This is a genomic window from Collinsella acetigenes (assembly GCF_012844445.1).
Taxonomy (GTDB): Bacteria; Actinomycetota; Coriobacteriia; order Coriobacteriales; family Coriobacteriaceae; genus Collinsella; species Collinsella acetigenes.
Genome location: NZ_JABBCP010000002.1, coordinates 51975 through 64361, shown reverse-complemented (window position 1 = coordinate 64361; position 12387 = coordinate 51975). Strand labels below are relative to the sequence as shown.

Annotated in this window: 7 protein-coding genes and 6 tRNA genes; 2 read left to right on the top strand and 11 right to left on the bottom strand. The window is 57.7% G+C overall.

Translation table 11 applies throughout. The features are described 5' to 3' along the window. Nucleotides 1-5 precede the first annotated feature (5 nt). From nrdG to HF320_RS03255, 7 genes are all read right to left on the bottom strand, one after another. Nucleotides 6-590, bottom strand: a complete 585-nt coding sequence (gene nrdG, locus HF320_RS03285; protein WP_169277054.1) for an anaerobic ribonucleoside-triphosphate reductase activating protein — start codon at nucleotides 588-590, stop codon at nucleotides 6-8. 129 nt (nucleotides 591-719) lie between these two features. After that, nucleotides 720-2942, bottom strand: a complete 2223-nt coding sequence (gene nrdD, locus HF320_RS03280) for an anaerobic ribonucleoside-triphosphate reductase (RefSeq protein ID WP_169277053.1) — start codon at nucleotides 2940-2942, stop codon at nucleotides 720-722. 546 nt (nucleotides 2943-3488) lie between these two features. Then, nucleotides 3489-6296 carry a coiled-coil domain-containing protein gene (locus HF320_RS03275; protein ID WP_169277052.1) on the bottom strand — a complete coding sequence of 936 codons (2808 nt, stop codon included), beginning with the start codon at nucleotides 6294-6296 and terminating at the stop codon, nucleotides 3489-3491. 404 nt (nucleotides 6297-6700) lie between these two features. Beyond that, nucleotides 6701-6774 (bottom strand) — tRNA-Cys (locus HF320_RS03270). 46 nt (nucleotides 6775-6820) lie between these two features. Continuing rightward, nucleotides 6821-6896, bottom strand: a tRNA-Gly gene (locus HF320_RS03265). Nucleotides 6897-7181: 285 nt separating this feature from the next. After that, nucleotides 7182-7255 (bottom strand) — tRNA-Cys (locus HF320_RS03260). Nucleotides 7256-7301: 46 nt separating this feature from the next. After that, a tRNA-Gly gene (locus HF320_RS03255) sits at nucleotides 7302-7377 on the bottom strand. A gap of 130 nt (nucleotides 7378-7507) precedes the next feature. On the opposite strand from HF320_RS03255, the gene HF320_RS03250 reads away from it, so the two are divergent. Both HF320_RS03250 and HF320_RS03245 read left to right on the top strand, forming a co-directional pair. Then, nucleotides 7508-8431 (top strand): putative ABC transporter permease, encoded by a 924-nt coding sequence (locus HF320_RS03250; RefSeq protein WP_169277051.1) that lies wholly within the window; start codon nucleotides 7508-7510, stop codon nucleotides 8429-8431. A gap of 133 nt (nucleotides 8432-8564) precedes the next feature. After that, a tRNA-Val gene (locus HF320_RS03245) sits at nucleotides 8565-8639 on the top strand. Nucleotides 8640-8763: 124 nt separating this feature from the next. Here HF320_RS03245 and HF320_RS03240 read toward each other — a convergent pair. From HF320_RS03240 to HF320_RS03225, 4 genes are all read right to left on the bottom strand, one after another. After that, entirely contained in the window at nucleotides 8764-9045 is a 282-nt protein-coding gene (locus HF320_RS03240) for a hypothetical protein (protein ID WP_169277050.1), read from the bottom strand. Beyond that, nucleotides 8991-9731, bottom strand: coding sequence for an anti-sigma factor antagonist (locus HF320_RS03235; protein ID WP_169277049.1), 741 nt, complete (start codon nucleotides 9729-9731; stop codon nucleotides 8991-8993). Before HF320_RS03235 ends, HF320_RS03240 begins: the two co-directional genes overlap by 55 nt. Nucleotides 9732-9802: 71 nt before the next feature. After that, nucleotides 9803-12166 (bottom strand): SpoIIE family protein phosphatase, encoded by a 2364-nt coding sequence (locus HF320_RS03230; RefSeq protein ID WP_169277048.1) that lies wholly within the window; start codon nucleotides 12164-12166, stop codon nucleotides 9803-9805. A 116-nt stretch (nucleotides 12167-12282) separates the two neighbouring features. Continuing rightward, nucleotides 12283-12372, bottom strand: a tRNA-Leu gene (locus HF320_RS03225). Between the last annotated feature and the right edge of the window lie 15 nt (nucleotides 12373-12387).

The window sequence follows — 12387 nt, the reverse complement described above, 5'->3', positions numbered from 1 at the left end:
CTTTCCTACTTCATTGTATGGGTGCTGTACACCGCTTCGTCATGCCAGAGCTCAACCGCATCTGCAAGGCTCACGCCCTCGGAGGCGGCACGGGCACGCGTCGCGTTCATGTCGATGATACGTTGATTGGACGATCCGCGAAAGCGCAGCGAGATGTCATGCAAATCCTGCACGAAAGGACCGTCAACCAAGATATCGATACAGGCGAGAAGGCGATCCGTAACGTCGGTGCGATGCGCCCCGCCCGGCATAAGCGCATCAAGCGTGTCGCCCGTATAGCACCAGATGGTCTTGCCCGATTCTGTAGGATATGCCGCGCGCACGCGCTCGACAAAGTCCACGAGGCCCATTTGGTTCTCCGGCTCCATCGGCTCGCCACCCAGCAGGGTAAGGCCGTCGCAAAACGGATGGTCGATGCTTGCAATGATTTGGTCGGCAATCCCAGGCGTAAACGGGTCACCGGCAGCAAAATCCCATGCCACGGCATTAAAGCAATTCTTGCAGCCGCGGCGGCACCCGCTGACGAACAGCGTAGTACGAACCCCCTCGCCATTGGCGATATCAAAGTATTTGATAGCCGAGTAATTCACACTGCCTCCCTAAAAAACGGCACCCGCCCTATGTTCACCGACCAAACATCCTGCAGATGAAAGAATGGGGCCGCAAAAACAGCCCCATCAATTATTGCAGGCAGAAAGACCGCACCTCAGCGCAATCTCTTATAGGTGCAAAACGCGGTCGCGAATCTCCTCGGTGCGACCCTGGTTCCAAAACTGCGTACCGATATAGCCGCAAGTACGACGCGCCACGTTCATCTTTTCCTGGTCGCGGTTACCGCAGTGGGGGCACTCCCACACCAGCTTGCCATCGTCTTCCACAATCTTGATCTCGCCATCGTAACCACATACCTGGCAATAGTCGCTCTTGGTGTTGAGTTCGGCGTACATGATGTTGTCGTAGATGTACTGCATCACGCGGATAACGGCCTTGAGGTTATCCTGCATGTTGGGAACCTCAACGTAAGAGATGGCGCCACCAGGGCTCAGACGCTGGAACTGGCTCTCGAACTTGAGCTTGTCAAAAGCGTCAATCTGCTCGGACACGTGCACGTGATAGCTGTTGGTGATGTAGCCCTTGTCGGTCACGCCGGGAACGATGCCAAAGCGGCGCTGCAGCGACTTGGCAAATTTGTACGTCGTGGACTCGAGCGGCGTGCCGTAAAGCGAAAAGTCGATGTTGCTCCCGGCCTTCCATTCGTTGCACTTGTCGTTCATGTGCTGCATGACCTGCATCGCAAAGGGCGTACCCTCCGACTCTGTATGGCTGTGGCCGGTCATGTACTTGACGCATTCGTACAGGCCCGCATAGCCAAGCGAGATGGTCGAATACCCGCCATACAGCAGCTTGTCGATGGTCTCGCCCTTCTTCAGACGCGCAAGGGCACCGTACTGCCACAGAATCGGAGCGGCGTCGGATAGTGTGCCCTTCAGGCGATCGTGGCGGCACATGAGCGCCTTGTGGCACAGCTCCAAGCGCTCGTCAAAGATCTCCCAGAACTTGTCCATGTCCTGATGCGACGAGAGCGCCACGTCGGGGAGATTGATGGTGACAACGCCTTGGTTAAAGCGACCGTAGTACTTGGGCTTACCCGGCTCCCAGTTGCCGGCATTCGCCACGTTGTCATAGCCGTTGCCAGAGCGATCGGGAGTCAAGAAGCTGCGGCAGCCCATGCAGGTGTAGCAGTCGCCGTTGCCCTCGGTCTCGCCCAGAGACAGCTTGTACTCGCGCATCTTCTTCTCAGAGATGTAATCGGGCACCATACGCTTGGCGGTACACTTGGCCGCAAGCTGCGTGAGGTAGAAAAACGGAGAATCTTCGGCTACGTTGTCGTCCTCGAGCACGTAGATGAGTTTGGGAAACGCTGGGGTGATCCATACGCCCGCCTCGTTCTTCACGCCCTCATAACGCTGGCGCAAGGTCTCCTCGACAATCATGGCGAGGTCATGCTTCTCGGACTCGGAACGAGCCTCGTTAAGATACATGAACACGGTGACAAACGGGGCCTGACCGTTGGTGGTCATAAGGGTTACAACCTGGTACTGGATGGTCTGAACGCCACGACGAATCTCGTCGCGCAGACGCTCCTCCACAACCTCATGCACCTTCTCCTCGGGAGCGCTCACACCAAGCTCTTCGAGCTCGCGAGTCACCTCACGACGGATCTTTTGGCGGCTCACCTCGACAAAAGGCGCCAGATGCGTCAGCGAGATGGACTGGCCGCCATACTGAGACGACGCAACCTGGGCGATGATCTGCGTGGCGATGTTGCACGCCGTCGAGAAACTATGCGGCTTCTCGATAAGCGTACCCGAGATAACCGTGCCGTTTTGCAGCATGTCCTCAAGGTTCACCAGGTCGCAGTTGTGCATATGCTGAGCAAAGTAATCCGAGTCGTGGAAGTGGATGATGCCCTCGTTATGAGCGGCCACGACATCGGCAGGCAGCAAGACGCGCTGGGCCAGATCCTTGGAAACCTCGCCAGCCATGTAGTCGCGCTGAACGGAATTGACGGTGGGGTTCTTGTTAGAGTTCTCCTGCTTGACCTCTTCGTTGTTGCACTCGATGAGCGAGAGAATCTTGTCGTCGGTAGTGTTCTTGGTGCGCTTGAGACTCTGCACATAGCGGTAGATGATGTAGTGGCGAGCCACCTCGTAGCGGTCGAGACGCATAATCTCGTCCTCGACCATATCCTGGATCTCTTCGACGGAAACGGTGTGGCCTGCGTTCTCGCAGGCATCGGCAACGTTTTGCGCGGCATAGACAACCTGGCGCTCGGTCAAGCGATCGGCCTCCTTGACCTCACGGTTCGCCGCTCGAATCGCGCTGCTGATCTTCTCGATGTCAAACGTAACTTCCACTCCGCTGCGCTTGATGATCTTCATGAAGCTCGTACCTCTCGTCCTCTTCTACAAGGCGCACGAACGTCGCGGGTCTCTCCCGCCTTCCTGCGTCTTCTCTATTCGTTGAAAGACTTTACGCTCGCGTGCGGACAGATCCCGGCCTTGCCCATAGGGCGGCAAGGGAAGTGTCGTAACGTGCTTGGCAGGCGCGAAGTCATATCTTACAGTGCGTCGATACCTATCATACGACAAGTTACTCACCCTATATAATGTTTTCTTATTTATGGTCAACACTATATATTGTGTTTTAGCAGGTCAACGGCGTAAGAAAGATACCGTAAACATTTACATTGCCTCCACGGGTCGATTTATTCCACGCGCCGCCAACACGTGACCTGCAGTTTGGCCCTCAAGCATATTGGACATATTCCTTTTGGAAATCTTTCAAAACCTCACGAGTCCCGCGATGAACGGCGTTAAAAAAGCACTTGACCTATATGTTGTGCGTTCACCGAGAAAAAGGCGCGTCAAACCGCATTGATTCGACGCGCCCTCCAAATCGAAGGTTATGGATGCGAAAGCCCGCGGCTACTTCGCCGCATGACGGCGACGAGCAGCCTCACCCGCAGCGATGGCAGCAGCGCCGGTGCCGGCAATGACGACGATGCCCTCAAGAGTCGCATCGCCCGTCTGCGGCAGCGTAGCGATTGCGGCGCGCGAGGTGACAGCAGCGCCGCTCGAAGCCTGCTGGGACGTAGCAGATGCGCCGCCCTTGCCCCCAGTCGGAGCCTCCGTCGAAGACGTCGAAGAGGTGCCGGATGCAGAGCCCGAGCCCGCGGCGGCACCAGAACCTGCAGCCTGCGAACACTTGTTGTAGCACTCGAGTGCAGCGTCGTAGTTTGCCTGCGCGGCATCGAGCTCATCTTTAGCTTGCTGTTCCGCGGACACAGCGCTGTCGTATGCAGCCTGTTTCGCCAACGTGTTCGCATGGGCGGCATCAAACGCCGCCTTGGCGGAGGCAAGCGGTTTCTCCTTCATCTGCAAGCCGATCTTAGCCTTGATGGCGTTCACCTCGGCCTGGGCAACCTGCGCGCTCAGCTCGGCCAGCTCCTTGTTTGCGCGCTCGGCGTGCTGCTTCGCCGCATCCAGGTCGGTACGGGACTGGTCGACCTTCTGCTTTGCAGCCGCCTGCGCCGCACGAGCCTCCTCGAGCTTTTGCGCTGCCTGCTGGGCCGCCTGTTCGGCGTTCTCAGCAAGTTTAGAGGCAGACTCCGCCACCTTGCGCGCAGCCTCCATAACGGTATAGGCGGCAGCCTCGGCGTCCTTTGCAACCTGCAGCTGAACACCCGCTGCGTCCATGGCGAGCTTCGTTGCCTTCTCGGCAACCTCGGCGCCCACCATGAGCACACGGGCGGCGTCCAGGTTCTTGGCAGCCACCGCAAGCTGGGCATTCACGATATCGAGCTCTGCCTTCGCCTCTTCGTACTTTCGGGTAAGCTCGCCTGGAATCTTCACGCCAAGCACGGTCTTGCCGTCAATTTGCTCATTGAGCTTTTTGAGCTCGGCAGCGTGCTGCGTGTCGTAGGAAGAAACGGCGGAGTTTGCAGCATCGACACCAGCTTGCGCGTCTTTCTGGACTGCCAGCTTTTGATCGAGAGCCTGCTGGGCCTCGTTCTTTTTCGCCTCTGCCTGCTTGGTCTGCTGCTTCGCTTGCTCGAGAGCCTTCTCGGCATCGTCGAGCTTTCGCTTGTACTCATCCAAATGGCCGATAGCGTCCAGCCGAGTGCTCACATTATCGAGCTCAGTCTGATCGGCACTGAGCGCCGCCTTCGCCGCATCGAGGTCATCGCTTGCCGCCTGCTTTGCCGCCTGAGCATCGGCAACACTTTGCTTTGCCTGAGCCAGAGCCTCATCAAACGGCGCCTTCGCGGTGTTTGCGCTGTCGAGTGCAGCCTGGGCGGCGGCGACCTCCTCTGCCTTGGCATCCTGCTTCGCCTTCCAGCTGTTCAGGTCGGCTTCGGCAGAGTCAAGCCTCTTCTTGGCCTCGTTTTTCAACGACGGAACCCATTTGACAGCATCGTAATTGACCTTTGCGAGGTTATATGCGGTCCGGGAAGCGCTCACCCTGAAGTCAATATCCGACTTCTCCTTCTGCCTAGCGGAAAGAGCAGCCTGGGCATCCTTCACCGCCTGCGTCGGGGCGACCAGATTGTCCTCGGCAGTCTTCTGAGTCGCTTGCGCAGCATCGAGCGCCGCTGCGGCCCTATCGAGTGCCTCTTGATCGCCTTCAACCTGCTGCTGCCCGCGGGCAACCTTGTCCTCGAGTTCATGTTTGTGCGCACGTAGCGCCTGAACCTGCGATGCATCTCCGGCGATCTTCGTGGCATCCTCATAAAGCGCACGGGCATCATCGGCTGCCTTCTGTTTTGCCTGCTGATTTGCCACCGCATCGTTATACGAACTCGTCGCGGCGTCGAGCGCGGCCTGCGCCGAGGCAACATCGGCCTTTGCCGCGTCGAGCGCCGTATTTGCCTCGTCGACCTTCTTCTCAAGGTCGACGTGTCCCTGATTGATCTCGTCGCGACGCGCATTGGCATCGTCCAGGGCCTTCTTGGCCTTGTCGTACTTGGCCTGCGCGTCCTTTTGACGATCGACCATGTTGTTATACCAGTTCTCGGCGTTTTCGAGATTCTTCTTGGCAGTCTCGAGCGCGCTTACCGCGGCATCGTGCTTGGTTCGCGCATCGTCAAACTTGTCCTGCGCCTTTTTACTTTGAGCACTCGCCGTCTCCCAGAGTTTCTGAGCAGCTTCGTAATTCTTCTGAGCAAGACCGGCCGCCGCCTTAAGACTATCAACGGAATCGCTCGAAAGACCGGCGAGAGCTTGGAGGCGCTGTACCTCGAGCGTCGCTTTGGCGTGCTCGGCTTTAGCAACTTCGAGCCCGGCGGTCTTCTTCACGACCGTGCGGTCGGCTTCCTTGACCTCGTCGCTCTTCTCGGTCCATTCGCCCTCGATATCCTTAAGATGTTGCTGGGCAGCCTCGTTTGCGGCCGCAGCCTCGTCGTATGCCGCCTGAGCCGCCTCGAGATTCGCGGCAGCCTTCTTCTCTGCTGCCTGGGCAACCTCAAGATCGGTCGCAGCGTCGCCGGTCGCATCGCGCTTGGCCTGGTAATTAGCCTTTGCTTTATCGAGCTTGGCCTTGGCGTCATCGAGATTTTTCTTGCAAGCGGTAAGCGACATGGTACCGCCCTGGCACTCCTCATAGCAGCCGGCGAGCACCAAGTCGTTATTGGTCTGCGCCATCGCGGCAGTAGAGAGCATAGGGGAAAGTGCGAATCCGGCCGTTATCACCGCGGCAACCGTCGGCTTGAAGTAATTCTTCTTGGAAGAGGCCATGATGCACCTTTTTCCGCTGCGTTGCCGCCGTTGAAGCGACATGTGTCCATTAAATTCACTGCGAAAGAATACCCCTCAAGCTTTTCTTCAACAATGGATAAGTAGACCACATATGTAGAGAAACGTACATTTGATGCATAATCGACAAATAATGTTTTTATCGAAAGCAGGGTGTCGAGGAATCTTCCGAGAACATGCCCGCCCTCAGCAAAGGTTCGAATCCCAAATGGAGCAGAAAGTCCCATTTGGACCGTCTTGGGCCCGTGCCAAATGGGATTTCTTGCTCCATTTGGAAAAGCGCCCGGATCCGCACGGGGCGGCGCGCACCGCGCCGCCGGCACCGCCCGAATCTGGGTGCCGCGAACGAAAAGGGGCCCTCCTTTCGGAGGGCCCCTTGGGCGGTCTGGAGGCGAAGCCCGGATTCGAACCGGGGGTAAAGGCTTTGCAGGCCTCTGCCTTACCACTTGGCCACTTCGCCGTCGATATGAAAAGGGCCGATTCGAAAACCGGCCCGATGCATGCGATGGAGCGGACAACGGGGCTCGAACCCGCGACCCCAACCTTGGCAAGGTTGTGCTCTACCAACTGAGCCATGTCCGCTTGCGGGTTATTAATATACGCGATGCCGCGGGCGGGCGCAAGGAGTTTTTCAAAGATTGTTGAAATTAGATGAGAAAGCCCGCCCTCAGCAAAGGTTCGAATCCCAAATGGAGCAGAAAGTCCCATTTGGACCGTCTTGGGCCCGTGCCAAATGGGATTTCTTGCTCCATTTGGAAAAGCGCCCGGATCCGCACGGGGCGGCGCGCACCGCGCCGCCGGCACCGCCCGAATCTGGGTGCCGCGAACGAAAAGGGGCCCTCCTTTCGGAGGGCCCCTTGGGCGGTCTGGAGGCGAAGCCCGGATTCGAACCGGGGGTAAAGGCTTTGCAGGCCTCTGCCTTACCACTTGGCCACTTCGCCGTCGATATGAAAAGGGCCGATTCGAAAACCGGCCCGATGCATGCGATGGAGCGGACAACGGGGCTCGAACCCGCGACCCCAACCTTGGCAAGGTTGTGCTCTACCAACTGAGCCATGTCCGCTTGCGGGTTATTAATATACGCGATGCCGCGGGCGGGCGCAAGGAGTTTTTCAAAAAAGTTTTGCGCATACAGAAATTTGATAGCGGTAAAATGTCCGCGGGAAAACAAACTCGATGCTCAGGACACGTCTTTGCTTCAAATCTTCACCCTCATACTCGCCGTCTATCTCATAGCGCGTGGCATCATCTGGCTTGCGCAACGCTACCACGACGCACGCGGATGCGGATCTTCGTTCAAAAATCTCCTGCGCGAAGGAAAACTCGATGCAAGCGTCTATGCCGACGCCGTCTGGTCGGAAGTCGAGCGATTTGGAAAGCGCCGCCTGCGTTCAAAAATCGCCAAGCGTCAGCGCAAGCTGATCCGTAAAGTCAAAAACGAGCTTCGCGCCTCTTACCTCAGCGCCTGCACCCCCTCTTTGTATCAATACATCATCATCTTCCTGATCTCCTCCGTCTTAGGACTGCTGCTCGAGACCGTCTATACCCTCGTTGTCTTTGGCGTGCTCGAAAGCCGCGTGGGACTAATATGGGGTCCATTCTCCCCTCTTTATGGATGCGGTGCCGTGCTGCTGACGGCGCTGCTTTGGGAAGCGCGAGATTGGCCCGCTTGGAAGATCTTCTGCATCTCTGCAGCCATCGGCGGCGTCCTCGAGCAATTTGCCGGCTGGTCCATGGAACATCTGGCCCATGCGCAATCATGGACATACTTGGGGCTCCCCGATCACATCTCCCAATGGGTTGCCTGGCGCTTTCTTGCCATGTGGGGCATTGTGGGCCTGGTATGGTGCCGCGCGATCTTGCCCGAGCTCCTCTACCGCATCGGCGAACCAACAACGACGCGCCAGGCAGCCGTTGTCACTTTGCTCGCCGCCTTCATCGCTCTTGACGCCGGCATGACCGTCGCGTGTTTCCTGAGAGCCGGAGCACGCGCAAACGGCATTCCTCCCGCAAATCCCATCGATGTCTACCTGGATACGCGTTATGGCGACAGCTTCATGAAAGACAAATTCGAGAACATGCGCATTGGACAAGATCTTCCCCCTGCGCCTCGATAAATCAAAAGCGCAGGTAGATGCGGTATAGATGAACTTTATTCCAACATTACAAAACTTTTTTCAAAATAACGCTTGCATCAAGCCAAAGCCTTTTGTATATTATTCCTCGCGCTGAACAGCGCACCCTGAATTCGGGCGTTTAGCTCAGGGGGAGAGCGCTTCCCTGACACGGAAGAGGTCACAAGTTCAAATCTTGTAACGCCCACCAAGAATGACAAGACCGGAGACATTGTCTTCGGTCTTTTTCTTTGCGAATCGGCATTGAGATAAAGCACTCACCCACGCCCTTTAGTCCCAAGGCTCAACTGCCACGGCATCGTGCGCAAACAGCCTCAAGCCCCCGCATCGTCTTCCATCACGCCGAGCACCATAAGATCGCCAGGGGCACGCCCGGGTTTGTCAAACGGATTGTTAAGCAGTTCAGCCACCAGATGCCCGCCCTCCGCTACACCTGTCAGGCGCGTCCACACGAGCGCGGCGCTGCCGTCGTCGCCTATAAGGGCAGCCTGCACATCGAGCGGATAGCTCGGATACCTTAGATGGTCAATCCCCTCGAGCTCTACAGCCCATGCACGCGGAATAGTTTGACCAGGCGCACCTGTGTGCCGGGACAATCGCACCTACGGCTTACCTCGACGTTATCCACCAGCAAGCGCATGAGCCTGATGCCGCGTCCGCGCAGCTCGGAAACCTCCGGGGCGTCGTCGTCGGAAATCTCATAGCCGCAACCGCAGTCGCGCAGGATCGTCACCACGCGGTCATCGTAAGCAGCAACCGTCATCGTGCAGCCATGTGCACCGTCCGCATGATCATATGCATTGGAGAGGGCCTCCCCTACCGCCAAGGCATAATCAAATCGGTCGCCTTCTGACATGGGAAGCGTCGAGAGCATCTCGACGATTCGGTGACGATAATAAGACAGGTTTTCGGCGCCTTCGACAATGGGTAGGCTCTTACTCCACCAAGGGCTCGCATCGGGTGCAAGGACCGGCACCGCGGGACGCTCGGAAGGGGTGGCGTGAAGCGCCTCGGTCAGACGCCCAATCTGCAAGAAGCGCATGACATTCGACGACACGTTGACCATCGAGAGCATGCCTGCGCAACGGCTAAGCGCCCGCGCACTCGAAACCAGGCAGGCGATGCCCGTAGAATCGACAAACGAGACATTCTCGCAATTGATGATGACGCGCGGAGAACCCAGTGCGATGAGCGTATCGATGCGGCTGCGCAGCCCCGGCGCGGTGGAGATATCGATATCCCCTGCGGGCGCCAACACCGTTATGTCATTCCAACCATTCATACGGTCATGGTTCCCCGGTTATCGACCCCCTAAACAATCAATCTGAAAGAGAGCCGCCCAAAAGAAGCCAGCTAGCGAGATCGCCCCGTATCGAAGCGCAGCGCCACCATCGCAACATCATCCTCCAGCGCCGAGGCGGTAAATGTATCGAGCGTCGAAAGCATGCGCCCGCACAGCCCATCCACACCAGAGGACGCCTCGCGTAAAAGCGCATCGCGCAAGCGTTGCTCGCCAAAGAAATCACCCGCAGGATCGCGCGCCTCGATAGCGCCATCGGTGTACATGAACAGGATGTCCCCCGGCGAGAATTCGAACGAGCCGGCTTCATAGCTCATGGTCTCAAATGCACCGACAACACCAGACTGCACGCTCATGAGCTCAATCTCGGCGGTAGAAACGTCTCCTTGGACACCATTGCGCGGAGCATGCACGAGCATTGAGGGCGGATGTCCTGCCGAGCAATAGGTTGCGTAGCCCTGGCGCAAATCAATCTTTGCAATGAACATCGTCGCAAACGTCTCGAGGCGCGAGAACCCCATAAGCATGCTGTTGAGCGAGCGCGCCATGCGCTGCGGCCCCATGCCCTCCCAGGCATAGGCGGAAAGCGCCGTTTTGACCAAGGCAGACATCGAAGCCGCCTCGACGCCTTTACCCGATACATCGCCCAAAATCATGACCACGCGATCGTCGGGAAGACGGATAAGCGTATAGAAATCTCCGCCCACCAGCGCCTGCTTGGTTGCCGAGGAATACAGGCAGTCCGAGGTGATCCCCGGTACGGAGGCAAGAGAGCTCCTCATCCCCGCCTGAAGGGTCTGTGCGATGCGATGCTCGGATTCCTTCTTGCGCGCGCCCTGAACGTACATCTCAAAATCATGCGCCAAATGCACCAGGTAATCGTACTCAAGGTCGTCAATTGGCTCTTGCGAGGCGCTGCGTAAGAGCAAAAACATGCGGTGAGGACGCTCTTCAACAAGCATCAACCCCTCGGCTCCATCGGCATCATCGGCCGAAGCGCCGTCCTCGGCGCCAAAATCTGCACCAGCATCGAAGAAAACGCCCTGGCTGGGAAGGCCATGGAGTGCGAGCCAGCGACCAGCGCGCGAGTTCGCATCCACGCGGACTACACGGACATCGACCAAGTCGTCTGCCGTATACGTCCAGGCACCTCGGTGAATCTTTGCATCGACCTCGGCCAACGGATCGACATACGCCGCCGGCGCCACGGTCGAGAAAAAGAGCTCATCGATACCGCCGGGCAAATTCACTTTGCTCCCGCCATCAAAATCGAGTACATAGCGGCCGCGTATGTGATCGAAGAACAGCGGGCAGAGGCGGCACTTGAGCACGCGCGTCATCTCGGACGTCAGACGAGGCCACATACCGTGCAGGTCTCCCGAACCCGTATACACCATGTCGCGCAGACGATTAAGCGAGCGCGTCAGTTCATCCGATCTCTTGGAGCGAGCATTCGTCACCAGCCCCATGAGCTCAATGGACAGGTAATCGCTCACAACCTCGAGCACATGCATGTCGTAATCGCGCGGGAAACACGGGCGCATCCAACCAAGCTCGATGACGCCCAGCACCTGTGTACCAAAAAAGACCGGCACGGCGATAAGCGTCTTAAACGCCGGCATGTTCTCGACATTCAAGCGCATGTTTGTTCGCGCATCCATGTCATAAAAGGTTCCGGATGCAGGCCCAAGGTCCTCGTCGTCGCTCGTAGCAGGCAAAACGTAAAAACGGCACGCGCGTGACTGGCGCAGCACATAGGTGGGGATACCGGCGCCGTAGGGAATAAAATCGGGCACATAGCAATTTGCGAGCGACTTCGAGAAACCGCGGAGCTTGAAGCCACCGTTCTCGGCGATGTAGATAGTGGAACCGCCCGCATCGAGTGCGCCGGAGAGCTTGTTGAGCACGGTATCAAGAAGCGTTGGAAGGTCTTTGGAGCCCACGGCGGACAAGATGACCGAAAGCGTGCCCGAAAGGCGCTTATTCGCCGCCTGAAGCTCCGAGAGAAGGCGCTGCGTCTGGCGATCGTGAGCCGTTTGCTCCTCCATGCTCTTTATCACGACAAGAATGCGACCGGCGCGGCGGGCGCCCAGGGGCAAAAGATCGTGCCCGATCTCCAGTGCACGGACGTTCACGGGAACAAAGGAACCATCGGGCAGCTTGAGCATGAGGCTGCAATCGCGCGTATCGAGCGTAAACGGCATCTGGTGTCGCCCCGCACGTTCAAAAGCATTGCTAAAGAGGAGATCCTTGATGTCGGTCCCCACAATATGCTCTCGATCGTCGAGCGTCAGCGAGACCATCTGGCGATTGACGCGCAAGATGGTGCCATCCTTAGCGCAAAGGGCAACGGCGTCACTCGTCACCTCGACCAGTCGAGCCAGCTCGGCAAGATCGTCTTTTCCCAGTGATTCCATCGGACGCACCTCGCATCCTTCGCAGCCACACATTGGCACACACGATACCGCAGCATGATGGGCAACGCGCCCAATAGGTAAAATAAAAGCCCCGCGAGGAGGCTCAGAAGATTTGATGGTGTCGGAGGCGGGACTTGAACCCGCATGACCGAAAAGTGGTCACTAGCACCTCAAGCTAGCGCGTCTGCCAATTCCGCCACTCCGACTTGCGACAAGGAAGA